The following is a 24,502-nucleotide window of genomic DNA, read 5'->3' on the forward strand; positions in this document are numbered from 1 at the left end:
CCGACGCCGTCCTGGCATCGCTGGAGGAATGGGCCCAGACCGCCGACGGGCAGAATCCCGCCGCGACCGCCGTGGACGACGCCGCCCGCGAGGCGACCGCGGCGCTCGGCGGGCGGGTGGCCGACGCCCAGTCCCGGCTGCGGGCCGAACGCGAAGCGGAGAGGTCGCTCCTCGACGAGATCGAACGCCTGGAGTCCGGCGGACACGACGTGCCGCCCGTCCCGTACACACGCAGCGGCTCACGCGCCGACCGGCCGGGCGCGCCGCTGTGGAACGTCACCGACTTCGCCGACGCCGTCCTGGCATCGCTGGAGGAATGGGCCCAGACCGCCGACGGGCAGAATCCCGCCGCGACCGCCGTGGACCTGGGTGCTGCCGGACGGCACCCTCATCGGCGAGGACGACACGTTCGTACTGGCCGGCGAGACCGTCCAGGGACCGTCGTGTGCGCTGGTGCTGCGTCCCGCCATCGACCGCGCCGACCCGGGGGCCGCGGCACTCGGTGACGAGGCCGTACGAGCCGTACTCGCCGGGCTCGGCCTCGGCCCGGGCGCGCCGACCTGGGTCGCGGTGGACGGCCGGTGGGCGAACGGCGTCCTCGGCGGCTCCTGGCACAAGGACGGCGCCGGCTTCATCGGCGAGGGCGCCCGCGAGGCCGCCCGCCGTGCTCGCGTCGCCCGGCTCCGCGACGACCTCGCCCAGACCCGGTCCCGGATCGCGGCACTCGTCGCGGAACTGGAGGAGCTTTCGGCCCGGCGGGAGACGCTGGCGGCCGAGCACCGGAGGGTCCCGCGCGATACGGACCTGCGTGAGGCACACGTCCGGCTCGCCGGGGAACACCGCAGGCGGCGCGAACTCGACATCGAGCACACCCGCGCGGACGAGGTCGCGAAACAACGACGCGACGAGGTTACGGCGGCTGCCGAACGGGCCGCCGAGTTCGCCTCGGACGTCGGCCTGCCGACCGGCGAGAGCGCCCTCGCCGACGTACGCGAGGCGGTCACCGGTTACCGGCTGGCACTCGCCGAGCTGTGGCCGGCCGCGCAGGCGCTGTCGTCGGCTCAGGAGGCGGCACGTGAGGCCGCCGAGGAGCTTGAACGCGTCCGGGAACGGCTGGCGGAGGCGGCGGAACGAGCCACGGAGGCGCGCGGGCAGGCGGACACCGCCGCCGAGCGGCATCGGGCGCTGGTCGAGACGGCGGGTGCCGCCGTCGACGAGCTGTTCCGGCAGCTCGAACAGGTCAGGCTGACCCTCGAAACCCGTGAGCACGCCGAGTCGGCGGCGCGCGGGCGGGAACGATCGGCGCTGGAGGAACGCGGCAAGGCGCAGGGGACGCGCGATCGGCTCCTCGACGAGATCGCCGCGGCGGTGGACGCCCGCGACGAGGCCGTGGCCGTGTTCCGGGCGTTCGCCGCGACCGGCCTGCTGAGCGTCGCGCTGCCCGGCCTGGACGTCCCCGACCCGGCACTGGAGTGGGCGGCCAGTCCCGCCGTGCTGCTGGCCCGCTCCGTCAACGCCGAACTGGACGCGGTCGACGACGGCGACGGCCCCTGGGACCGCGTGCAGAAGAGGGTGGCCGAGGAGCACAAGCTGCTGTCGGACGCGATGTCCCGGCACGGCCACTCGGTCGGCCTGACCCTGCACGACGGGATCATCGTCGTGGACATCCTGTTCCAGGGCCGCAGCCGGGACGTTCCCGGCCTGGCGAACGCGCTGGAGACCGAGACGGAGCACCGGGCCCGGCTGCTGTCCGCCCGCGAGCGGGAGATCCTGGAGAACCACCTGCTGAACGAGGTCGCCGGCACCCTCCAGGAGCTCATCGCCGCCGCCGAGGACGAGGTGCGGGAGATGAACGCCGAGCTGACGTCCCGGCCGACGTCCACCGGGATGCGCCTACGGCTGGTCTGGAAGCCCGCGAAGGACGCCCCGGACGGGCTGGAGCGCGTCCGGGAGAAGCTGCGGCAGACCATCGACGCCTGGTCGGTGGACGACCGCGCCGCCGTCGGCCGGTTCCTGCAGGAGCAGATCGCCCGCGAGCACGCCGACAACCCCCCGTCCGGCTGGACCGAGCAGCTCACCCGGGCGCTGGACTACCGGTCCTGGCACGCGTTCGCGATCCAGCGGCTCCAGGACGGGCAGTGGCGTCCGGCGACCGGACCGGCGTCGGGCGGCGAACGGGTGCTCGCCGCGTCCGTCCCGCTGTTCGCCGCCGCGTCCGCGCACTACAAGTCGGCCGGCAACCCGCACGCGCCACGGCTCGTCGCGCTGGACGAGGCGTTCGCCGGTGTGGACGACGACTCTCGCGCCAAGTGCCTTGGGCTGCTCGCCACCTTCGACATGGACGTGGTGATGACCAGTGAACGCGAATGGGGCTGCTACCCGCAGGTGCCCGGTCTATCGATCTGCCAGCTGTCCCGACGCGACGGCATCGACGCCGTCCTGGTGACGCCGTGGCGCTGGGACGGCCGGGAGCGCGTCCGCGCCGACCTGCCGGAGCTTGAGTCCGCAGCCGGACAGGGGGACCTGTTCGAATGACGGACGCCGACCGCCTACGGCGGCTGCTGGGCGGGGCCGACACGACCTGGCTGGTCAAGCGGGTCAGGCAACGGCTCGAACGCGGTGGTGCTCTCACCGGAACCGTCACCCTCGCCGGGGCCACCCCGTCCCAGCGACGCGCGGTCGAACTCCTCCTGGGGCGCCGCGCCGGCACCGGCGCGTCGCTGTCGGTGTCCCTCGCCGAGGTCGACCGCGTCCTGCGGACGAGCGGCGTCTCACCCGGCGGGCTGGCCGCCGCCGTGGAGGCATTGGACGGCCCGGTCCGCGACGTGGCACGGGAGCAGGCCGATCTGGCCGCCGCCTGGGCCTCGGCCTTCGCCCGGCTGGACGAGGCGCTCGGCTCCCGCCCCGAACTCGCCGAATGGCGTGACCGGCTGGACTCCTCCGGCCTCGTCCGCCGCCTGACGATCGGCCCCGGCGAGGCCGCCGAGCTGTTGCGGCGCCTCGCCGCCGTCGTGCGTGGTCTGCCCGCCGCCGGCGTCCCCCTCGGCCGGTTCTCCGCCGAGACCTGCGGCAACGCGCACGCCTTGGACGACGGGCAGCCCCTCGCCACGCTCGCCGTCTCCTGCGCCCGTGCCATCGCGGGCCTGCCTTTCCGCGCGGACGGCGGCGCCGAGTCCCGCCGCGACACCTGGGCCGCGGTCGGCGTGCACCTGGACGAGCTGTCCTCGACCGTGCTCTGCCTGGGCCTGCCCGGAGACAGCGGCACCGCGACCGGCCGGATGCTCGCAGCCATGCGCGGCGAACCGGTGTCGCTCACCCTGCGCCAGCTTCGCCGACACCCCGCTCCGATGCGCGCCGGCCTGGTCCGCATCTGCGAGAATCCCGTGGTGCTAACAGCGGCGGCCGACGCACTCGGCCTGTCCTGCCCACCCCTTGTCTGCTGCAACGGGCGTCCGTCGGCCGCGGTCTGGCGCCTGCTGGAACTCCTCGCCGAAGGCTCCGCCGAGTTCGCGTACCACGGCGACTTCGACTGGGGCGGAGTCGCGATCGCCGCCGCTGTCCGCAGCCGCATCGGCTGGCGGCCGTGGCGCTACGATGCCGCGGCCTACCTCGAAGCGGCCTCCGACACACCCCTCGCGGGCCGTCCCGCCCCTACTCCGTGGGATCCGTCACTGGCCACGGTGATGGCCGAACGCGGCGTGCGCGTCGAAGAGGAACAAGTCCTGCCGCATCTCATCGCCGAGCTCCACGCCGGTACTGCACACTGATCGCCGTTGTCAGGCGGATACAACGCGTCGCCGATACATCAGTGCGCTGGTCGTTCGACATCGGGGATCACCACTTCCCGAGCAGGAACGACTTGCTGAGGACGAAGGCATGTGCGTTTGGTTCGTGTCCAGCCTCGGACACTGTTTCTGCCCAGGGGGGCGACCCCCTGGAACCCCCGCTGTGGAGGGCTTCGCCCCCCACGCCCCCCACGGGTTGATGTCTCAGCATCCCCGGGGTTCAGCGGTCAGTGTTCACATCGATCCGGGCGGGTCTTTGTCACGCCGGAAGCGGCGACCGGCCCGATCGGGATCTCCCAGCCCGTGGTGTCGGGGATGAACTCTGTCTGGCCATTCAGGCCCACGACTCCGCATATCACCCTTCGCCGCGTGACGGCCTGTCCCTATGTTCGCCGGGCTCGTACCCGCCGACGAAAGCGGCAATGAACCCGAATTCCGTCGCGCTCGTATGAAAAAGTAAGAGTGACGTTCTGCCGAGCCGCCTCGGTACGGTCTGAGTGCGCGCCGCGCAACGTCGTGCGGTCCCGCGACAGGGGCGTGTCGGCGGAGGTCGGCCGCCTTCCACGGACAGAAAGGCGGCCACCCCGATGCCGCGTCAGCCGAAGCATCACCGCCGTACGGAAACTGACACGGGCACCGTTGAGAAGACGGGCGCGTCTTCGCGATCTGGATCGGACGAACGCACGGATCAGCTCGGCGTCCGCCGGTCGGTCGAGTTGCCGAATGTGGACATCAACGCCGCCTCGGAACTCGTCACGGCGGGTTCCACGTCGGCGGCGAAGAGCGGTACTCCCGCCGCCGGCGAGACGGGCGCCGACCTGAAGGAGAAGGCCGGCGACGCCGGGGCGCAATCCACGGCCGCGGCGGAGGCGAAGGAGTCCGAGCCCGTTTCGCCGACGGCTGTGGATCCCGATACGAAAGACGGCGGGATGCCTCCCGGCCGGCCCAAGAAGCCCGTGCTGGCCGCCGCCGGGATCGGCGGGGCCATTCTGCTGGCGATCCCGATCCTGCTGGTCGGGCGGGGCTCGCACGATCACGAGAAACAACGGACCGACGCCGCGGGCAACATGCTCGCGCCGGGCGGCGGTCAGCAGCCGCCGGGCGCGTTCGTCCCCGCCTCGCCGTCGGCCACCGCATCCCCTTCCACCTCCTCCTCCGCGTCACCGTCGGCATCCGCGAAGGCCAAGCCCAGCGCCAAGCCCAAGGGCAAGAGCAAGACGCTCGCCGAGTCCAAGCGTTCGGCCAAGAAAGGTTCGTCCAGCTCATCCGGCTCGTCCGCCAGTCGGCTGAGCGCCAACAGCGTGCCGTCGAGCGAGCTGCCGAAGTCGGGCGGAGCGCCCTACGCTCTTGAGGTCCACTCCACGCTGGACCTCCACGCGGGCGACACGTGGCGGACGAATGTCATCGCCCTCACCATGCAGCGCGGCGGGAACCTCGTGCTGCGCAACAAGAGCGGCAAGATCATCTGGTCCTCCGGAACACACCGGTCCGGGGCCTACTGCGAGCTCCAGACCGACGGCAACCTGGTCATCTACGCCGGACAGCGGACGGCGGTCTGGGCCTCAGGGACCTACGGCCACGCCAATGCCACGCTGGTCCTCCAGGCCGACTCCAACATGGTGATATACGACGGCCACAACGCGGTCTGGGCGACCAACACCCAGGCGTAGTAGCGGACCGGCCATTCCGGGTAAAGCGGAATTCCGCGGTCAGCCGTACGCTCGGTCGGCTACGCACCGTGACCGGCGACGACATCCTGGTGCGCACCGGCCACTCGATGCTCCCGACGCCGTAGTTCCCTCGGCCCGTCCGTACCCCACCCAGGCCGCATGGTCGAGCGGCCGCTGGGTCTTGTCCGGGCTATGGTCACCGATCCGTTCAGCGATCGTCCATCCGCTGCGGCTGGGCGGAGACCGCGCGGACCGTACTCGTGCGAGAAGATCGTGGGACCTCAGAACCGTTGGGACTTCTGCCCGGAAGGCCTCGATCAGATATCCCCGCCGCGGTCGGCGGGCGTGACAGAAGGAGGGTCTCGGTGAGCGCCGAGGGCAGAGCCGCCGCCGATGGGGTGAAGCGTCTGCTGGGTGTTTTCCGGAGGGTGAGACCCTTTCTGCACGAGGCACCCCGTACCGGTGTGGTGAAGGCCGAGGCCGCTTTTGCCAGGAGCTCTGAGAATTCGCTGGCGCTCGACGGTTTGCCTGCGGTGACCAGAGACCGGATGAACCGATCCCTGCTCGCAGAGGCCGAGACCCGGTTGACCGCCGAACGCGATCGGCTCGTCGCGGAGCGATGGTACGACGGAGGGTGGCGGGCAAGCCGGCTCAAGACGCTGAACGACAAGCTGGCGGGCGTACACGCCATCGAGGAGCGGCTCGCGAAGCCTCCGAGCCTCGCGCACCCCCGCCCGTACCTGCTGCTGTTCAGTACGGAGGGCACCGGACGTGTGATCATCTCAGTGGGCAACCCGGACACCGCCGCGAACGTGGTGACCTTCGTACCGGGCACCTTCTCCCGGCTCGGCCGTCAGCGCAGCGCCATCGAGAAGATCGATGCGATCGCGCTGTCGGCGGCGAAGGCCGGTTCGCCCTCGACCGCAGTGATCAACTGGGCGGACTTCCGCGCTCCGCAGTCACTGGTGCCGGAGGCGCTGCACACTCGGTACGCGGATGGGGCCAAGGCCGATCTCGGCCGGTTCCTGGACGGCCTGCGGGCCACGCACGAGGGATCGCCGTCGCACAACACCGTGGTGGGATACAGCTACGGCGCGCTCGTCGCGGGGGTCACGGCGAGAGACGTCGGGCTCAACGCCGACGACGTGGTGTTCGTCGCGGGCCTGGGAGTCGGCGTCGAGCACGCCCACGCACTGCGCCTGACGGGGGTGGCCGCCGACGACGTCGGTGCGCACGTCCACACGGTGATCGCACGGAACGACCCCGTGCGCGGGCTGCGAATCTTCGGCCCGCAGTCGGCCGATCCGGCGTTCGGCGGTAGGGCGTTCGAACCGCGGTTCGCCTCCCCGGACCCGTCCTGGAAACTGATCGACTCGGTCCGGGCGCATAGCTCGTACTTCGTTCCCGGCAGCATCACGCTGGTCAACATCGGCCGGATCGCGGCTGGTCTGCCGGCCTTCTGAAAGGGTGCGACATCGTGAACCTGGAGCAGGCCACCCGCCGTGTCGAGGACAACCTCCGTTCGGCCCTCGCGTGCCTGCCTGCGCGGGCGCGGGCCGAGCGTGTCGCCGGTGGCCCGGTGCCATGTGACGAGCCCGCCGACGACGGGCCGGTGGAGTGGTTCGTCGCCTCGGTCGACTACCGCATCCGTGGCGTGCCGCCGGAGGAGTACGGCCGTTGCCTCGACGCCCTGCTGGCGTGGTGGACCGGCAACGGGTTCGTCGTGCTGACCGACGCCCGGCCGCAGGGGCTGTACGTATGGGTGCGGCACGCGGCGGACGGTTTCCAGATGGCCGTGCAGGCCAACGAGCGCGGCGAGCTCTACCTCACCTCGACCTCCCCCGGCGTCCGGCTCGGCGGGGAGCCGGCCTGAGCGTTCGCTACTCCTCCTCCCACGATTCCTGCTGCGCGGGATCGAGGTCCAGCGGTGGGAACGACGCGAGATAAAGGTGTGCCAGCCTGGTCGACTCCGCCGGCGTGATGTCCGGCAGGGCGGCGAAGTCGGCGGGCGACACGTCGAGGGTGAAGGCTCCTCCGGAGCCGTCGCCGAGCACGGCGGTGACGAGGCACCGGTACACCGGCGGCTCGGCGGTGCCCACGATCACGATCAGCAGGGATCGGATGTCGTGCCGGTTCGCGTCGAGCCAGGACGGTCGGCCGACAGCGCTCCACCCGTGCTCGGGAGCGGCCGACATGAGGCTTTCGAGCCGCGGCACGGACAGCGTCTTGATGTCTCCTCGGCCGCCGGGCACGTACAGGTCCACACTGGGCCACCGGCGTCGGCGGCGGCGTCCGAACATGCGCATCAGTCCGCCTTGAAGTTGAGGATGAACACCGGAGTGTCCCATCCGATCTCTGAGTCGGGGTCTCGCGCGCGTTCCAGCAGTTCCCGGCGTCGGTGGTTGCCCTCCAGGATGGCGTCCGGATAGACGGGCTGCACGGACATGTACTGCCCGTCCTGCGGCTGGAAGACCGATCGCAGCAGGTCCGTGTCCGAGCGGCTCTGGGCGTTTTCCACTTTCGTGCCGAAGGCCGGATTCCCGGCGCGTAGCTTGAGCAGGTCGGCCACGGTCGCGTTCGGCTCGGGCGCCGCCCCGCCGAGGATGCGCACCAGCGAACGACTGTCCCGTTGCGCGAGCTTCGTCCCCACGTACCAAAGCGGGTCCTTCCACCGGCCGATCTTGAAGGCGATCTCGCGGAGGCGCTCTGAGTAGGGCGCCAGGCCGAGCGGATCGGCCCAGGTCATCGGGTCCAGGACGTACGCGTGCGGGTCGGGCTGCGGGGCGAGGCCGAGCGGGTCTGGAGACTGGTAGCGCCCGGTGCGCGGGTCGTAGTAGCGCTGGTGGTTGTAGTGGAAGCCGGTCTCGTCGTCGTGGTATTGGCCGGGGAACCTCAGCGGGCAGCTCACGCCGTCCCAGCCGCGTGGGCGTCCCAGGCCCCAGAGCGTGGGCGTGTGCGTCCACGCCAGTTCGCCGATGGCGGTGACCATCTCGGTGGGGGAACCCGTGAGGTCCGTGACCATGCCGTACCAGCGCTCGCCGCCGCCCTCTCGCGGCTGGGCGGCGTGTTCCCGCTGGATGAGCGGCCGGAAGCCGTCGGGGTTGTAGTCCCACGTGGTGACGCACGCGGTGGCCTCGGGCGACACGACGTGCGTCTGTTCGGCCAGCACGACGTCGTCCCAGGTGAAGCCGGTCTGCTCGACGACGGTGTGTCCGTCCGGGCCGAGCCGCTGTTTGGCGATCCGGCGGCCGAGCGCGTCGTAGCGATACCGCCACCGCTGCCCGCCGGGTGTGGTGACGGTACGGAGACGGTCGTCGGCGTCCCACTCGTAGCGCCAGGTCAGCGGCTTACCCGACAGGCGTCTGCGCTGCTGGAGGACGACGCGGCCCTGGCCGTCGTACTCGTACCGGATGCCTCCCGCCGAGCGCAGCAGAGTGCCCGTGTACGTCCGGCCGCCAAGCGCCTCGTCGTCTTCCGGCCAGGAGGCGTCCGTGGGTCGTCCGGACTCGTCGTAGGCATAGCGTTCGGTCCACTCCGCCGCGTGGACCCCGGTGACCCTTCCGTCGGCGTCCAGGTCAAGCCGCCTCCGGCCGGTCGTACGGTCGGTGACGCCGGTGACGCCGCCGCCGGGCCGGTAGGAGTAGGCGCGGTGCTGGAGCAGCCGACCGGACGCCGTCCGCGGCGACTCCCCGCTGGTGCCGCCCCACAGCTCCTGGAGGCGCAGCCGCCCGGACGGCTCCCACGTCTGGAGCAGCGTCGCGCCGGCGTCGAACTTCCGCCTGACCTCGCGACCAGCGGGGTCGTGGTCGAACCGGACCGAGCGGCCCGCCGTGTGGAGGACGGCCGGCCGGCCCGCCGCGTCGTAGCGCCAGTCGGACGAGGCACCGGACGGGGTGAGACGCCGGACGCGTCGGCCGAGTGCGTCGTGGTCCCACGTGAGGCGACGGCCATCGCACACCTCGGCGACGACCCGCCCGGCCGGATCCCGCTCGAATCGCAGGTCGGCGTCCGCGTTCACCGCGCGGACCAGCCGCCCGGCCGGGTCGTAGGCGAACGTCGTGAGCGCGTCGCCGGCGCGTTGCTCGATGACGTCGCCCAGCCGGTCGCGCGTGTAACGCACCGTCTGACCGGCGCCGTTGATCCGCGAGGTGAGCCGTCCCGCCGCGTCGTAACGGTAACCGACGACGCGGCCGTTGAAGTCGGTCTCGCGCACCAGATTGCCGGCCTCGTCGTAGGCGTAGTGCCAGGTGAGCCCCTGTGGGCCGGTGACGGTGCGTGGGCGCAACTCGGTGTCGTAGCCGAACTCCGTACGCGCGCCGCCGGGTGCGGTCCACGCGATGGGCACGTCGAAGGGGCCGTACTCGGTGCGGCTGACGTTTCCCGAGGCGTCCACGTGTTCGACGGGGTTGCCCTCGGCGTCGTACGCCCAGCGTTCGGCCGAGCCGTCGGGCAGCACCCGGGAGACGAGTCTGCCCTCGATCGTCCAGTCGAACCGGGCGACGCCGCCCACTGGGTCGACGACCGTGACGATCCGCCCGTACGGGTCGCGGACACAGCGCGTCGTGCCGCCCAGTGGGTCGGTGATCGAGATCGGCAGGCCGGCAGTGTCGTTGGCGATATGGGTCACCGACCCGAGCGGATCGGTGATCGCGGACAGGCCGCCTCGCTCGTCGTAGGTGTACCGCGTCGCCGCGCCCGTGGGGTCGGTCACTGCCACGAGGTTGCCGCGGTCGTCGTACCGCTGACGCCACACCGTGCCGTCCACATCGGTGATCTCGACCGGCAGGCCCCGCGCGTCGTGGACGGCGGCGACCTCGCGCCCGTCGGGGCGGGTGATCCCGCACAGGTTTCCCGCGTCGTCGTAGGCGTAACGGGTCGTGTGGCCGAGCGGATCGGTGCGGGACAACAGCCGGTCGTGGTGGTCCCATTCCGACCTGGTGACATGGCCGAGGGGATCGACCTCGGTGACGACTTGTCCCAGCTCATTGAGGTGGTACCGCGTCCGCCGGCCGAGCGAGTCGGTCACGGTCGTGAGGCGGTCCGCGTAGGTGAGGGCGGCGTCGAGGAAGCCGTTCGGACCACGGCCACGGACACCGCGCCCGTACTCGTCGTACTCATAGCGGTACCAGTGTCCGTTACGGTCGGTCCAGCCGGTCAGCCTGCCATCGTCGTCGTAGTCGAAGCGCAGCGGACGCTCGGCCGAGTCATATACCTCGGTCAGCCTGCCATCGTCGTCGTAGCCGTACCGGGCGAAAGTGGGCAGGGCGGTCGCACCGTCGCCGGAGGCCGGCCGCAGGGCGGTCACCCGACCGCCGTCGGTCTCGACCTCGATCCGGTATCCAGCGGAATGCCGGATCTGGACCAGGGTCGTACCGGCGTAGTCGAGGTCGATCCGGTTGCCGTTGCGATCGATGATCGCCGACAGCGCCAGCACCGTACGTCCCGCGTCCGGCGTGAACCTCAGGACGGTCCCGTTCTTCGGGTCGGTGATCGCGTAGCCGCCGTCGCCGTGGCGGGTCAGCGGCCACGGCGGGCCGGCCGAGGGCAGGACCGGCGCACCCGATGCGGGGACCAGCGGATAGACGAGGACCATCCCGTCCGCTGCCGCGAAACAGGCGCCCTCCGCGTCGAGCTCCAGCCGCTGGTCCAGCGTCGATGCCCAGGATGCGCCGAACGAGGAGCCCGCCCGAAAGGACGACACATGGGTGCGTTCGAGCACCAACGGCAGAACTCCGGCCAGCTCGACGTCGACCTGGCGCAGCACCACCTCACCACGGGCGACATCGATCGGATCCTTCGTCACGACCCGTGCGCTGTACCCCGGCATCCGACGCGCCCCGCGCAGGCCGGAGCGGAGCGCGATCTTCGGCAGTGCTCCCGCGGCACGACCCACGGCCGCGCCCACCCGCGCGACCGGGCCTCGGAACAATCCAGTCGCCGCGCGGAAAAGCCACAGTTCCCCTCTGGACACGACAATCTTTGAATCCGGCACGCCCTTCTTCCTACCTGACCGGGCAGCTTCCGGTAACGCGTCGGCGGTCGGTGGGCAGGTGGATCTTGCTGATCGACCCACCTCGGGACCGGCCCAGCTCGGCGGCCCTCAGCCGGGCCTGATGACGTCGACGTATCGGCGGCGTCGGGCGGGCTAATGCCGCAGTGCGATCGGCCACGAAAGTCTGACCCTACGTTCATGAGCGATCGATTGAGATCCGTTACGGCCGCCGAGAGGCTATTTTCGCCGAGTCACACCGGTTAAGCAGATCACGGCGCTGGCGGCGGGACCGGCCGAGGAGAAAGGCTGACAGATAAGAATGCACAGGGCATGGGCGCCGAGGCCATCCTCTACCCGGGAGCGGTTTTCACGTTGCATAACCCCGTGAAACTCACCGCGCCGAAGCAGGTCCTGCAGACGCAGGGTCTGCCGACCGGGTCAACGCGGGCGATCCTGAGGCTGGGTGACGCCTCGATATCGACCGCCATCGACGGTGACAGCCAGGACGACGGGCAGCTCGCCGGCTTCGGCCGCACCCATATGGGTTACGGATTCGCGGTCAATGGTGTCCAGGATTTCACCATTAGCGGCAACGCCGATGATTCAGTACGCTTCGGCGTGATCGGCCGTGGATGTGACGGACTCCTACCGTCCGAGCCCGGCGGCTTCCAGGTGGACGGCTCGACCTCCACGAGCCTGCAGTCGCAATTCCAGCAGGCGCCGCTCGGCTACCTTGGCGGTATCACCGCGGACATCGCCGATGGTGAGTGCACCACGATCGGCGCGGCTCAGAAATTCACCGTCGTCCATCATGGCGACGGCAGTGTCAGCCTCCGCGCCGGCGTGAACAACGGCTACGTCAGCGCCGATGGCGCTGGCACGAAGCCCCTCGTCGCCAACCGCGCCACCACTGGCCCGTGGGAAGAATTCGACCTTATACACGGCTGATCCGGCCTGTACACAGTCGGCCCCGGACGTACGACGCCGGGGCCGCCAAGATGGATGTGAGTTCATTCTATGATTGAAATACCGCTATCCGTGCTGGCCTTGCCCGTGATCGAAGCGGGCCGAAGCCTGTCGGAGAAGATGTCTGACATGACAGCCATTGCCGCCGCCGCAGATGACCTCGGATATCACCGTATCTGGTATCCCGAACATCACAGCGCTCCGGGAATGGCGGATTTTCCACCGGCGGTGATGATCGCCCACGCGGCGGCCGTGACTTCGCGCATCCGAGTGGGTTCGGGCGGAGTCCTGGCGCCATTCCACGTACCGCTGTCCGTCGCCGAGCAGTTCGGTGCCTTGACGCTCCTCCACCCGCGCAGAATCGATATAGGCATCGGCCGGGGGCCGGGCACCTTCGACAAGGCCGCCATCCGCGCTCTACGCCGCGAAAGGGACATGCCGACACGCGAAGAGTATGCGGCCGATGTGGCGGAGGTTCTCCGCCTAATGGCCGATCGACCGGAGGCTCCAGAGCCCTGGATGCTGGCCTCTAGCGTCGAGGGCGCAGGGCTCGCGGCCGAACTTGGGCTTCCTCTCTCCTTCGCCCACCACATCAGGCCGGACAGCGCGGCGGAGGCCATCGAACGCTACCGCACAGCGTTCCGGCCCTCCCTGTGGGCAGAAGCTTCACGGGTAATGGTCAGTGTCACCACAGTCTGCGCCGATACGGACGCCCAAGCGGAGCGGCTGCTTCTACCCTTCCACCTGACGATGGCAGCGATCGGAGCCTTTGGTGCCGGCCCTGCACCGCTGCCGACTCCGGCCGCCGCAGCCGAGCATATGGTCTCCCCCAAAGAGGAACCATTCCTGCACGCACTACGCGCCCATAGTGCCGTCGGCGCGCCAGAGACGGTCATCGGCCGGCTCGAGAAAGTCGCCCGGGTTCTGGATGCAGATGAACTCATCCTGTCCACCCCGGTAGACGACGCGAACCACCACATGCATTCGCTGGAACTCGTCGCCCGTGGATGGAAGACATGCTCCGCGGACAACGACAGGTGAGCCATCCGGTGGGAGCCGCCAACGCTGCGGGATTCATCTGCCAGGTCGGCGCATTTCATTTACGGCGCGGAAACCACAACCCGTGCGATGGAGAGGCCGGACCGGTGACCAGCAGGATCTAGTGGTGGCCGTTCCGCGGCGCCTACCTCAATTGCTTGAGCGCCGTACCCCAAGCGATCACTTGGTCGAAGACGTCGTCGAGAAGTCCCTCGTGCCGGTCGGTGGGCTTGAAGTCGTAGTAATTCTCGAAGTCGGCGTAGGAATCGAGCGCCACCTGCGCCCGTACGGTGGCCACTTGAAGCTCCGCCAGCACCAGCCGCAGGTGCTCAACGGCCCGGATGCCGCTGTTCGCGCCGTAGCTGACAAATCCGGCCGCTTTGTTGTTCCACTCGGCGTGGACGAAGTCGATCGCGTTTTTCAGAGCACCGGGAATGGAGTGGTTGTACTCCGCGGTCACGAAAACGTAGGCGTCGAAACGGGCGACCGTGGCCGCCCACTCCTGGGTGTGTCGCTGCTCGTACTGGCCCGTGAGGGGAGGCATGCCCTCATCGAAGAAGGGAAGATCGACCTGCGCCAGGTCGATCAACGTGAACTCGGCGTCGTCTCGCTTGGCGGCGACTTCCATGACCCAATTTGCGACTATCTCACCGACACGGTTGGGACGGGTACTGCCGAGGATGACGGCTATCTGCAACATGCTCTCTCCATGGAAGGTCGTTGAAGGTCGAACCAGAGTCGGCGCCAGGCAGCAGCTCGGGTCGGTGTTCGGAGATGGTCGAAGGGCGAGCGGTGGATGGGCTTCTGCGGCATTGACCGTTCGCCAGCGGAGATGTGCGCCACGCCCGCGCCGGCCTTTGGAAGGCTCGTTCCTTCGCCCGTGAGGGTCCCGCCGAGAGGTTTCCGGCCGAGCCCCTCACGCGTCGCGAAGTGGTGTCCCGCGATCCGGCGAACGTCAGGTGCAGACCGGCTGAAGTGCCGTCTTCAGGGCCCGCCGGTGCAGAGCGTCGAGCCGCGCCCGCAGTTCCGTCGACAACTGGGCCTGCAGCAGCTGCAGGTGACAGGTGGCGGTCGGTTTACGGGTGTCCCGCGTCGCCTTGAGCTGTTCGATGATCTCTGTAGTGATCTGGTCGAGCTTCGGCCTGACGTCTTTCGTCAGGTCCGGTCGCTCGCTCGGGCGCAGCTCGGGATGCTTGGTCCACAATGCGTACAGCCCTCGCTGAACCACCTTGTTGGCCTCGATCTGGGCGTCGAAGAACCGTACGCTCGCATCCGGGTCGATCCCCGCGTTCGCCGCCATGGCCGCAACGGCCTGGAGCTCCTGCTGCTCACGCGCCGGGTCGTCGATGGGCGAGTCGGTGCCGAACTTGGCCTCTGCCACCTTGTCGCCCAGAAGGATGCGCTGAACCGCGATGCTCGTCAGCGGACCGAGGGGCCCGACGACATTGCCTTTCGGCGTTGCTCCCCCGGAGTGGACAGCCGCATGCGCGGGCGAGGAGATCAGGGCCGCGGCCAAGGCGGTGACGGCAATCGTGACGGCGCTTCGTCGCCGGTGACCGGCGAAGTTCTGATGGTGTTTCACATGACCCAAGTATCCCGGTCGCCGATCGCACATCTCCCGCATCGGCCGCACAAACGCCGTTCGACCAACGGAGAATAATCGGCTTACCAAAGATCAACGAACAATCGTGCAGAAAAAGGGCTGCTATCAGGTTTCCGACGCCGGCCCAGGGTCGTCACCGGCTCATGGGTCACCTGGCTCCGGAACGGGATGCTCTGCCGGCGCATCGGATGTGCTTGGTTACGCTTGCCCGCCATGGCGAAGTTGAGCGGCGCTGGGACCTCCTGAGCGGAGAACAGAGACATGAGCGAATACCAGTACTACGAGTTCCTGGCCGTCGACCGCCCGCTGGATGACGCCCAGCAGGCCGAGGTCCGCACGCTGTCCACCCGGGCCAGGATCACCGCCACGAGTTTTACCAACGAGTACCACTGGGGTGACTTTCGCGGCGATCCCCGTCGGCTGGTGGAGCGCTACTACGACGCCCACCTTTACCTGGCCAACTGGGGTACGCGCCGCGTGATGTTCCGGCTCCCGCTGTCGCTGTTGGCTCTGGATGTCGCCGAGCAGTACTGCACCGGCGAGCACATGGCGGCATGGACCTCTCGCGACTACCTCATCCTCGATATGACCAGCGAAGATGAGACGGGCGAATGGGGCGAAGGCGACGAGGATGCGCTGTCGGCCATCGTCGGGGTTCGCGCCGAGCTCGCCGGCGGGGATCTGCGGCCGCTGTATCTGGCGTGGCTGTCGGGCTACCGAATCTGGGACGAGGACGCCTTCGAATATGAGGACGAGGACGAGCTCGAACCGCCGGTTCCGCCTGGACTCGGATCGCTCAGTGCACCACAGCGAGCCTTGGCGGACTTCCTCCGCCTGGACCCCGCTCTACTGACGGTCGCGGCCCAGGCGAGCCCGACACCGCCCACGGCCAAGGACGACGCGTCCGAACTCGCCGACTGGATCATCACCCTGCCGCCGAAGGAGAAGGACGACTTGCTGGTGAGGGCCGTTCAGGACCAGGCGGCGCAGGTCCGGATAGAACTGCTGCGCCGCTTCCGCGGCACTCCCGACCTCAAGAACGCTCGGCGTACGGTGGCCGAACTGCTCAAGGGCCTACGGACCTAGCGCGCCGGGCTCAGCGGCGAGCCGGCCCCCGGACCGTACCGACCATCGGCATACCGGCCCTGATGGTGGCGAAGGAACGACGGGCCGGTTTCGAATTTCGCGGACCGGACCATGTGAGCAGCGCAAACACCATTCGGTCGAGGCTATGGAACGATCTCGTACGACCTCGAAGGAGTCACTCGGTCGGTCACCGGCTCACCTGTGGCTATGGCTTTCCGTACGGGCGGTTCGTAGGGTGTTCCAGGGCGTTCGACGTCACTTGTCGAACGGCGCAGAGGGGTTCGCAAGGGGGTTGAGCGATCTGACAACCGCCGATCTTGCCACGGTGCTCGACGTACCTCAGGTCGACCACTCGGAATGGCACAATACTTGCTTACGGATCACCGAAATTCCGTCGCCCGGCCCGGGAGCTCCGGCAGAATTCGAGAACGACCAGCGTCTCCTCGACCTTGCCGAGGTCGTGAGCGTGCCGGACGTGTTCTCGATCGAGGAGCTGGCAGCGGCCGATCGCGTCGCGAAGACCGACACCCGGATCCGGCTCGCGCTCGACGTCAAGGACGCCGGGCTCACCCAGGCACCGGCGGCCGTGGGCGAGCAGGCATTGCGGCGACTCTTCAAGCTGCACGGCGAGGGAGCGGGCGAGCTCTCCAGCGGACATGAGCAAGAGCCCATCGACCTGCTGCGGCGGCATCTGACGGAGGTTCCCCGCGATCGGTCCGCCGGTGACCGGGCGGTCTCCCGGCAATTGGCCGAGCTCCTCGCACCGGAGACGATCGAGAACGGCGCCGCCGTCCAGGCGCAGCCGGCCCATTTGCGACGCCGGATCAGCAACGGGGTGTCGGCGCGGGAACACACCGCGCTGCGGGACGAGGCCGAGCTCAGACGCGAGGTCGACGCGGGCACCTTCCAGGCCGCCGAGCGGCTCGTGGCGTTATTCAACGCCGTCGATCGGCTGCGGGCGTACGGTCTCGCCGCGGACGGCACCCCGTATACGCCGCCGGAGGCGTGATGGGAGACGCGATCACGACGCTGCGCGATGGCGAGGCCTCCTGGCACGACCGGCTGGCGCGGGTACCGGCCGATCGAGTGGTCCACCTCTCGGGTGTCTCGGCCGAAGGCATCGCCACGGCGGTCGCCCGATTCGACGATCTTCCGGCAGCGGTCGTGGCGACCCCGTCGGCGGCCGGCTCGGTGGCCGCTCTCGTGTCCGAGGTGCTCGATGGCCTCGACACGGTCGCCCGGCAACTCCTCCCCGGATGGCTGCCCGAAGCGGATGGGCTGGATGGTCCGCAGGGTGCCGCCCTGGCGGCGATCCGGGCCGTGGCCATCGAACGGGCGCGCGTCGTGGGTTGTTCCAGCGCGTTCCTCGCCGATCTGGCGGAGCGGGCGCTGACCGGCCGGTTCTCGCGAGCGCGGCTGCGGCCCGAGGTACGGGTCTCGGGGCTGGCCCGCGTCATCGCGACGGGATTCCGGCGCGACCGGCTGGTACTCACCCTGCCGATCGAGACGGGCCCCGGGGAGACGCCGGTCGGCGATGTCGTGGTGGCGGGCGCGGAGTGGCTCGCCGATCACGGCCGGCTGGGCGTGTGGCTCACCGGCCCCGAATCGCCCGGTCCGGAGCGCATCGGCACCCTGCACCTCGTACCCGTCTCGCAGGACACGCCGGCGACGTCATCGGGCGACGCCGTGGCGGTGGTCGGCCGGCCGCATCCGCGGAGCACCGTCGAGGCCGCGCTCGAGGCAGTGCTGGCGCGGCAGGAGTGGGCGTACGGCCGGACCTGGAACGGGACCTACCAGCCGACATTGGTACGGAGTCCGATCCGGCCCGACCTGCTGTGGGCCGCCGAGCGTGTGGTGGTGGAGCTGGACGGGCCGGAGCACTGCCGGCCCGAACAGTACGACGCCGACCGGGTCCGCGACGTGCGGTTGCAACTGGACGGCTATGCCGTCCTCAGATTCACCAACGCGCGAGTAAAGCACGATGTGCATGCCGTGGCGGCACAGATCAGGCAACTTGTGATGACACGAAGAAATGACATGGCGAAAGGGCGGCAGGGTGGCTGACAACCTAACTCCATTGGAGAGCGCGCTACTCATCATATTGATGGCGGAGGCACGGAACATCTCCGGCCCGGAGTTGAAAGAGCGCTACCGGGTAACGGTGGCTCGCTCGAACCGGGAGAAGCTCAACGAGTACGGCTACATCAAAAGCTGGAAAGAGGGCCAGGCCTACGTCCACGAGCTGGAAGACAAGGGCTGGGATCGTGTGCATCAGCAGCTGAACTTCGACAGCCCGAAGGCCCGGGCGCTGGGCGCGGCGTTGAGCGTGCTGCATGACAACCTTCGAGAACGAGTGCTCGAGCACGGCGCGTACCACAGGTTCGGGGAGATGTTCACCCACGCGGCCGCGGCGCCGGTCGATGACCTGGAGACGCGGATTCGCGTGGCCTACGAGTCACTGGCACCACGTCCTCGTGCGTGGCTCCGGCACACAGACGTCCGCCGGAAACTCGCCGACGTGCCGGGCGATGCGCTCGACCAGGCTTTTCGCGCGCTGAGCCAGGCGGAAGACGTGGACATGATGCCCGAGTCCAACCAGAAGACGCTCACTCCGGAGGACCGCCGCAACGCGGTGCGGGTCGGCGGGCAGGACACTCACCTGATTGCCATCGGAACGCGATGAACGAAGACGAACGCAAGGCACTGGAGGCGCTACGGCTCGAATGGGCACCGGTACCCGACGATGTCTGGCGCCCATCGCCGTTCCACGTCGAAGGAATGCACAAAAGGGTCGTTGACGATGTCCGGGCGGGCATGGCCGACGCTAAGGCCAGCCAGGACGGCAGTCCGCTCGGCCTGGTGTTGGTGGGCCGCCGCGGCTCGGGCAAGACTCACCTGCTCGGCTGGGTTCGCCAGCAGATTCAGGACCAGGGCGGCTACTTCTTCCTGGTGAGCCTCCTCGACGCCAGAGGGTTCTGGGACAGCGTTCTGACCTCGATGACCGCGGGTCTTTTCCGAGCGGTGCCGGGTAGTGATACGCAGTTGCGACTGTTCTTGCGGCGGCTTTCTGCGGTGATCGGCGCGCCCCGGTCGGCGCGACGGGCGGTCATGGGAGAGACCGAACTGACCCCGGCGGCGCTGGACGACTTCCTCTTCAGCCTGAGTGACCACGACCGGCTGATCGCGCACGAGTGCGACGGCACCGTCCGCGCGCTCGCACTCTCCGTCTCGAGTGACGTCGCGCATCGCGATCTGGCGGACAGCTACTTCGGCTTGGAGGAGATCGAGCCGAGCGAGCGCGGCCGGTGGCGCATGCGACGGAAGCCGCGCACCGCGCAGGAGATCGTCCGCGAGCTGTCCAGACTGCTCGCGCTGACGGGGCCGACCGTGATGGCCGTTGACCAGATCGACACGTTGATCGCGCAGTCGTTGACGGCATCGCACGAGGGCGGGCAGTCCGAACCGCCGGGCCCCGAGGGCACGGCGCGAGCGCTGGTCATCGAACAGATCGCGCACGGCCTGATGGCGCTGCGCCAGGACACTCGCCGTACGCTGACCATCGTCGCGTGCATCCCCCCGTCCTGGATGCTGATCAAGACCAACGCGACCGACACCGTACGCGACCGCTTCCGCGAGACCGAGCAGTTGCTGACGATCAGGGACCCCGCCATTGCCCGGAGCATTGTCGAGAAGCGGTTCGCCCACGGCTTCGAACAGGTCCGGTTCTCTCCGCCCTACCCGTCGTGGCCGATCCGTCCGGAGGCGTTCCGTACCGCCGCGACGTTCACGCCCCGGCAGTTGCTCATCGTGATCGACACGCACGTCCGCAACTGCCTCTTGCACGACGAGGTCCTCGAGCTCGCGTCTCTGGAGGAGACATCGGGCGGCGAGCCGAGCGCGGCATCCCCCGTTCCCAAGGACATCACGGAGGACATACGCGAACGGTTCGACGCGCGCTTCCGTGACCTGAAGGACGAGGCCGACGTCGTGGCGCCGCTCGATCCGAAGCGTGAGGACATCATCGTTCCCGGCCTGCTTTCGGCCGGGCTGATGGCATGGATCATCGAACACGAGGCCGATGAGACCTTCGGCCAGGACGGTCCGCCGAGCGCCAGACCGCCGCTCCACGCGAGGCTTCGGCACACGCTCGACGAGTACCTCGAGGACGAGGCCCACTGGTCCTTCCGGGCGATCAGTACGAGGCATCACGGCGTGGCCGCGCTGCACCGCGTCAAACAGGCGGTCACCGAGGCGGGTGTCGAGTACGGGGTGCCGAGACGCAGGCTCTACTTCCTGCGCAACGGCCCGTGGACCGGCGGCAGGACACTCAGCGTCATCGAGGAGCTCAAGTCCAAGAACACGGCGACACTGGCCCTCGAAGAGGCCGATCTCCGTACGCTCGCCGCGCTCAAGGTCATGTTCGACGAAGAGCCCGACGACCTTCGGGCGTGGTTGATGGAGCGACGGCCGGCCAGCGGAATCCAGATCTTCCGCCAGGCCATGGCGGATCTGGCGGAATCGCCGACGCCGCCGGAGGCGGCCGAACCGACGACCGCGGCCGGCGAGGCGACCGGCGAGTCACAGGACGCGGTACCGACACTGACGGCAGGTCGTGATCACAGCACCGACGAGCCGGTCCGCCTGGCTCTGGAGTCACTGCGTAAGCACGTCGCGATCTTTGCCGGCTCCGGCTCGGGGAAGACGGTGCTGATCCGGCGCCTGGTCGAGGAGTGCGCGCTTCAGGGCGTGTCCGCCATCGTGTTGGATCCGAACAACGACCTGGCCCGCCTCGGTGATCCGTGGCCGGTGCCGCCGGAGGCCTGGGGCCCGGGTGACGCGGACAAGGCGGCCGACTACATCGCCGGTACCGAGGTCACGGTGTGGACGCCGAGGCGGGAGACCGGACGGCCGCTGAGCTTCCAGCCGCTGCCGGACTTCGCGAGCGTGCGCGATGATCCGGATGAGTTCAACGAGGCCGTGGACTCGGCCGTGGCCGCGCTGGTCCCCCGGGCCCGGCTGGACAGCCGGGCCGCAAAGGCCCACCTCGGCCTCGCCGTCCTGCGGCGGGCGGTGGATCACTACGGCCGGCGTGGCGGCAGTACGCTGCGCGGTCTGATCGAGACGCTCGCCGATCTGCCGTACGGGGTCAGCGGGCTCGCCGACGCCGAGAAGATCGCCGGTGACCTGGCTCAGACGCTTACGGCGGCGATAGACAACGACCCGATGTTCGGCGGCGACAGCACGCCCCTGGATCCGGCGGTCCTGCTGACGCCGTCCAGCGGGAAGCGGGCGCGTGTCTCTGTGATCAGCCTGGTCGGCCTGCCCTCCGACGACATGCGTCAGGGCTTCGTCAACCAGTTGCAGATGGCGCTCTTCGCGTACATCAAGAAGCATCCGGCCGGTGAGCGGCCGCTGCTCGGCCTCTTCGTGATGGACGAGGCGCAGACGCTCGCGCCGTCCGGGACCATGACGGCGTGTACGCAGAGCACCCTCGCTCTTGCCTCACAGGCGCGCAAGTACGGGCTCGGGCTGGTGTTCGCCACCCAGGCGCCGAAGGGGCTGCACAACCGCATTCCGGGCAACGCGGCCACCCAGTTCTACGGCCTGCTGAACAGCCCGATCCAGATCGAAGCCGCTCGGGAGATGGCCAAGGCCAAGGGCGGCGACATCCCCGACGTGGCGCGGCTGCGCTCCGGCGAGTTCTTCGTCGCGGCCGAGGGTGAGGCACCGCAGAAGATTCGGACGCCGCTGTGCCTCAGCCATCACCCGAAGAGTCCCTTGACGAATGAGGAGGTCCTCGATCGCGCTCGGCTCCACTGACCGTTCCGAAGCCTGTCGCGGGCGTCGGCGATGGTGCGCCACCGTCCACTTCAGCCGGAGCAGGTGAGCTGCGGGTTGCCGAAGTCGGCGTTCCCGTACTGGATGGTGCCGTTGCCCTCGGCGACGTAGAGCTCGAGGATGTGGGCCCCGCTGACGTCGACGTCGGCGTACACGGTCGGGGTCGAGTTGGTCACCACGCCGCTGTCGTAGATCTTCTTCCCGTCGGCGAAGAACTGGTAGTCGACCGCTCCGGTGCCCATGACGGAGTCGTCGAGCCCGAGGTCGGTGGTGAACCGGCTGCAGTTCGCGCCGAGGTGGTAGTAGATCGTGGCGATGGAGTTCGCCCACAGCCCGTGCGGGTAGACGGTGCCGTGAATGGTCAGCGGCCCGCCGAAGTAGCTCTTGTCGATCAGGACATCGTGAAAGCTGCTCGCCTGGGACAGCCAGGTCAGCTGGTCCAGGTACGGCGTCCCGGTGGGTGGCACGGTCACCTGGAGGCTCGCCTGGCTGGTCTCGCCGCCCGTGTGGATGCCGCTCCACCGATATCTCGCGCCGCCGGTGAGCGTGTAGCTGCCCGCAGCGGTGCCGGGTGGCACCGTGACCTGGAAGCTGCCGGAGAGTCGCCCCCCGCCCGGCACGGCGCCGGCCCTCGCCGGGGTGCCGCTGACCTTCCAGCCGCTGGGCGCGCTCAGCGACAGCGAGGCGTGCGTGACCGCCTGGCGCCCGTCGTTGCGGAACACGGTGGGGACGGTGATCGTCTGCCCGGGCTGGGTGATCTGGAACTGTGAGCCGGGGTAGGCCGGGGGCACGTCGGGGGTGGTGGCGAGGTCGGTGAGCGGCGGGTACCAACCCACCTGGCCGTGCAGCGGGGATACCCGGTACAGCGTCGCGCCCTCCGGTGGCACCGTCGTGGCGATCACGCCGGCCGATTCCCGGGTGGTGTGCGCCCACAGGTCGCGCACCGCGTAGGCGGCGGCGTGGGGCAGTCCGGCGGCCGAGGCGGTCGTGGTGACCTGCTGCGCGGCAGAGGAGGTGTTGACGAGCAGGACGGCGACGTCGCCATTGGCCAGCGGCTTCGACACGATGGAGACGGGCCCGTCCTGGGTGATGAGCCGGCCCTGTTCGCCCAGACGATCCTGATCGACGGCGATGACGTCCTTGTTCGACAGGATCTGCTTGGTGGCGGCGGACATGTTCGTCAGGTCGGTGCTGACGAGAAGCGGCGAGGCGAGTTCCGCCCAGATGCTCATCTGGACCTGCTGTTCGGCGACCGTCCAATCGAACTTGGGGTTGCCGATGGCCAACATGTCGAGGTCATTCCAAGCGCCCGGATGGGCGTAGTCGGCCAACGGCAGATCTTCTTGAAGATGCCCGAAGACCGTGGCGTTGAAATCGGTGGTGAGGTCGGGCGCGACCCGCCACATGTTACTGATCTTCGAGGAGAGGGAGATCAGGGGCAGGTATTTCGGATCGGAAGGATTGGCATTGTGAGCCGCGATGGGCGCCTCGCCGCTGTAGACGATGGGACGTCCCGTCGCGAGAAGAGCCTGACTCATCTCTTCATAGTCGGCCGAGGGATCCGTACCGGATGCCACTCCGCAGTAATCGAACTTGAGAAGGTCGATGCCCCAGGACGCGAAGGTATCCGCGTCCTGCTGGTAGTGCCCGTAACTTCCGGGCAGCTTCTGGCAGGTCACGGTGCCGATGCTCTCGTATATGCCGAGCTTCAAGCCCATGGCGTGGATTTGGTCGGCGAGCCACTTGATGCCATGCGGGAACCGCGTCGGATCCGCCTGTAGCTCCCCATCGCTGGACCGCGTCGTGGCCATCCAGCAGTCGTCGAGGTTGACGTAGTTGTAGCCGAGCTTGGCGAGGCCGTTCGAGACCAGCGACCGAGCGGTCTCGAGCATGATGTCCTCGGTGATACCGCACCTGTACTGGTACCAGTCGTTGAATCCCATCGGCGGAGTCAGTGCGAGCCCGTTGTAGGACGAACTGCCGCCACCACCGTTGTGACCGGAGGGAATGTTCGCAGCAGCGGCGGATGCGGGAGCCACTTGAGTGAACGCTGCGAGCGACACGGCCGTGGCGAGTACTCCCAGCGACGTCATGAATCTTCGTGTTCGACGCATGATTAATCTCTCCGCAGGGGAAATTGGACAGCGAACATCCGGAAAAGCACCTTTAGATCGGCACGGCCTGAGCGTACGAAGCCCGCAGGTACGGCGGAATATACAAAGAAATGTTTTCCCTGGACGAAACGACGACCAAGCAAGAATTAGGGCTGCTTCATGTCGCCGCTCTACGCTTCGTCGGCGCCCGGTTGCGGAAGGTAGAAGCGGAGGAGGCCGTCGATGTTGCCGAGATCGGCTACGGCTTCGGTGAGGCGCTGGGCGAAGTCGTCGTCCCCGCGCCTGGCCGAAACGGCGGTCTCGATCATCGACGGTGTGGACGCTCCCCACAGGGTGGCGTCGCGGGCGGCGTCGTCGCGTTGGTCGCGGTCCCACCAGCGCTCCACGTGCCGGAGTTGCTCGGCGAGGCT

19 protein-coding genes are annotated in these 24,502 nt (G+C 68.9%); 13 read left to right on the plus strand and 6 right to left on the minus strand.

The features are described from left to right. The 6 genes from ACFFNX_RS12455 to ACFFNX_RS12480 form a co-directional block, all read left to right on the plus strand. Window positions 1-506, plus strand: a 506-nt coding sequence (locus ACFFNX_RS12455; RefSeq protein ID WP_378199775.1) for a hypothetical protein, incomplete at its 5' end; no start/stop codon positions are given. Beyond that, on the plus strand, window positions 415-2,535 hold the full coding sequence (locus ACFFNX_RS12460) for a TIGR02680 family protein (RefSeq protein WP_378199828.1): 2,121 nt from the start codon (window positions 415-417) through the stop codon (window positions 2,533-2,535). The genes ACFFNX_RS12455 and ACFFNX_RS12460, both read left to right, overlap by 92 nt. Then, complete coding sequence (locus ACFFNX_RS12465) at window positions 2,532-3,767, plus strand: TIGR02679 family protein (protein ID WP_378199778.1); 1,236 nt, start codon at window positions 2,532-2,534, stop codon at window positions 3,765-3,767. Before ACFFNX_RS12460 ends, ACFFNX_RS12465 begins: the two co-directional genes overlap by 4 nt. Before the next feature lie 743 nt (window positions 3,768-4,510). Beyond that, window positions 4,511-5,455 (plus strand): hypothetical protein, encoded by a 945-nt coding sequence (locus ACFFNX_RS12470; RefSeq protein ID WP_378199781.1) that lies wholly within the window; start codon window positions 4,511-4,513, stop codon window positions 5,453-5,455. 548 nt (window positions 5,456-6,003) lie between these two features. Then, the gene (locus ACFFNX_RS12475; protein ID WP_378199784.1) at window positions 6,004-6,918 is read left to right on the plus strand and encodes an alpha/beta hydrolase; all 915 of its coding nucleotides are present in this window, start codon (window positions 6,004-6,006) and stop codon (window positions 6,916-6,918) included. 14 nt (window positions 6,919-6,932) lie between these two features. After that, window positions 6,933-7,328 (plus strand): hypothetical protein, encoded by a 396-nt coding sequence (locus ACFFNX_RS12480; RefSeq protein ID WP_378199787.1) that lies wholly within the window; start codon window positions 6,933-6,935, stop codon window positions 7,326-7,328. A gap of 7 nt (window positions 7,329-7,335) precedes the next feature. On the opposite strand, the gene ACFFNX_RS12485 is transcribed toward ACFFNX_RS12480, so the two are convergent. Beyond that, window positions 7,336-7,761, minus strand: a complete 426-nt coding sequence (locus tag ACFFNX_RS12485) for a hypothetical protein (protein ID WP_378199790.1) — start codon at window positions 7,759-7,761, stop codon at window positions 7,336-7,338. Beyond that, window positions 7,761-11,258 carry an RHS repeat-associated core domain-containing protein gene (locus ACFFNX_RS12490; RefSeq protein WP_378199793.1) on the minus strand — a complete coding sequence of 1,166 codons (3,498 nt, stop codon included), beginning with the start codon at window positions 11,256-11,258 and terminating at the stop codon, window positions 7,761-7,763. The genes ACFFNX_RS12485 and ACFFNX_RS12490 overlap by 1 nt, the downstream gene beginning before the upstream one ends. 519 nt (window positions 11,259-11,777) lie before the next feature. On the opposite strand from ACFFNX_RS12490, the gene ACFFNX_RS12495 reads away from it, so the two are divergent. Beyond that, on the plus strand, window positions 11,778-12,395 hold the full coding sequence (locus tag ACFFNX_RS12495) for a hypothetical protein (RefSeq protein ID WP_378199796.1): 618 nt from the start codon (window positions 11,778-11,780) through the stop codon (window positions 12,393-12,395). A 90-nt stretch (window positions 12,396-12,485) separates the two neighbouring features. Beyond that, complete coding sequence (locus ACFFNX_RS12500; RefSeq protein ID WP_378199799.1) at window positions 12,486-13,454, plus strand: MsnO8 family LLM class oxidoreductase; 969 nt, start codon at window positions 12,486-12,488, stop codon at window positions 13,452-13,454. Window positions 13,455-13,596: 142 nt separating this feature from the next. Here the strand turns inward: ACFFNX_RS12500 and ACFFNX_RS12505 are convergent, their stop codons facing one another. Both ACFFNX_RS12505 and aroQ read right to left on the minus strand, forming a co-directional pair. Next, entirely contained in the window at window positions 13,597-14,151 is a 555-nt protein-coding gene (locus ACFFNX_RS12505) for an NADPH-dependent FMN reductase (protein WP_378199802.1), read from the minus strand. Window positions 14,152-14,406: 255 nt separating this feature from the next. After that, a complete protein-coding gene (gene aroQ, locus ACFFNX_RS12510) occupies window positions 14,407-15,033 on the minus strand; it encodes a gamma subclass chorismate mutase AroQ (RefSeq protein WP_378199805.1) in 627 nt (208 codons plus the stop codon). 282 nt (window positions 15,034-15,315) lie between these two features. On the opposite strand from aroQ, the gene ACFFNX_RS12515 reads away from it, so the two are divergent. From ACFFNX_RS12515 to ACFFNX_RS12535, 5 genes are all read left to right on the plus strand, one after another. Further along, window positions 15,316-16,140 carry a hypothetical protein gene (locus ACFFNX_RS12515; protein ID WP_378199808.1) on the plus strand — a complete coding sequence of 275 codons (825 nt, stop codon included), beginning with the start codon at window positions 15,316-15,318 and terminating at the stop codon, window positions 16,138-16,140. 235 nt (window positions 16,141-16,375) lie between these two features. Continuing rightward, window positions 16,376-17,149: a hypothetical protein gene (locus ACFFNX_RS12520; protein WP_378199810.1), complete on the plus strand. Its 774-nt coding sequence runs from the start codon at window positions 16,376-16,378 to the stop codon at window positions 17,147-17,149. Next, on the plus strand, window positions 17,149-18,204 hold the full coding sequence (locus ACFFNX_RS12525) for an endonuclease domain-containing protein (RefSeq protein WP_378199813.1): 1,056 nt from the start codon (window positions 17,149-17,151) through the stop codon (window positions 18,202-18,204). Before ACFFNX_RS12520 ends, ACFFNX_RS12525 begins: the two co-directional genes overlap by 1 nt. A 40-nt stretch (window positions 18,205-18,244) precedes the next feature. Next, complete coding sequence (locus tag ACFFNX_RS12530; protein ID WP_378199816.1) at window positions 18,245-18,823, plus strand: hypothetical protein; 579 nt, start codon at window positions 18,245-18,247, stop codon at window positions 18,821-18,823. Further along, window positions 18,820-21,960: a helicase HerA domain-containing protein gene (locus ACFFNX_RS12535; protein ID WP_378199819.1), complete on the plus strand. Its 3,141-nt coding sequence runs from the start codon at window positions 18,820-18,822 to the stop codon at window positions 21,958-21,960. The genes ACFFNX_RS12530 and ACFFNX_RS12535 overlap by 4 nt, the downstream gene beginning before the upstream one ends. A gap of 50 nt (window positions 21,961-22,010) precedes the next feature. Here the strand turns inward: ACFFNX_RS12535 and ACFFNX_RS12540 are convergent, their stop codons facing one another. Further along, a complete protein-coding gene (locus ACFFNX_RS12540) occupies window positions 22,011-24,092 on the minus strand; it encodes an NPCBM/NEW2 domain-containing protein (protein WP_378199822.1) in 2,082 nt (693 codons plus the stop codon). Window positions 24,093-24,262: 170 nt separating this feature from the next. Further along, window positions 24,263-24,502, minus strand: a 240-nt coding sequence (locus ACFFNX_RS12545; RefSeq protein ID WP_378199825.1) for a hypothetical protein, incomplete at its 5' end; no start/stop codon positions are given.

The organism is Actinoallomurus acaciae (assembly GCF_042429965.1).
GTDB lineage: Bacteria > Actinomycetota > Actinomycetes > Streptosporangiales > Streptosporangiaceae > Actinoallomurus > Actinoallomurus acaciae.

What these genes read in the sequence shown, in the direction of transcription:
- ACFFNX_RS12505 (WP_378199802.1), bottom strand. Translation starts at nt 14,151, where the DNA reads ATGTTGCAGATAGCCGTCATCCTCGGCAGTACCCGTCCCAACCGTGTC.
- ACFFNX_RS12535 (WP_378199819.1), top strand. Translation starts at nt 18,820, where the DNA reads ATGAACGAAGACGAACGCAAGGCACTGGAGGCGCTACGGCTCGAATGG.
- ACFFNX_RS12525 (WP_378199813.1), top strand. Translation starts at nt 17,149, where the DNA reads ATGGGAGACGCGATCACGACGCTGCGCGATGGCGAGGCCTCCTGGCAC.
- ACFFNX_RS12515 (WP_378199808.1), top strand. Translation starts at nt 15,316, where the DNA reads ATGAGCGAATACCAGTACTACGAGTTCCTGGCCGTCGACCGCCCGCTG.
- ACFFNX_RS12495 (WP_378199796.1), top strand. Translation starts at nt 11,778, where the DNA reads ATGGGCGCCGAGGCCATCCTCTACCCGGGAGCGGTTTTCACGTTGCAT.
- ACFFNX_RS12540 (WP_378199822.1), bottom strand. Translation starts at nt 24,092, where the DNA reads ATGCGTCGAACACGAAGATTCATGACGTCGCTGGGAGTACTCGCCACG.
- ACFFNX_RS12465 (WP_378199778.1), top strand. Translation starts at nt 2,532, where the DNA reads ATGACGGACGCCGACCGCCTACGGCGGCTGCTGGGCGGGGCCGACACG.
- ACFFNX_RS12530 (WP_378199816.1), top strand. Translation starts at nt 18,245, where the DNA reads ATGGCGGAGGCACGGAACATCTCCGGCCCGGAGTTGAAAGAGCGCTAC.
- ACFFNX_RS12485 (WP_378199790.1), bottom strand. Translation starts at nt 7,761, where the DNA reads ATGCGCATGTTCGGACGCCGCCGCCGACGCCGGTGGCCCAGTGTGGAC.
- ACFFNX_RS12475 (WP_378199784.1), top strand. Translation starts at nt 6,004, where the DNA reads ATGAACCGATCCCTGCTCGCAGAGGCCGAGACCCGGTTGACCGCCGAA.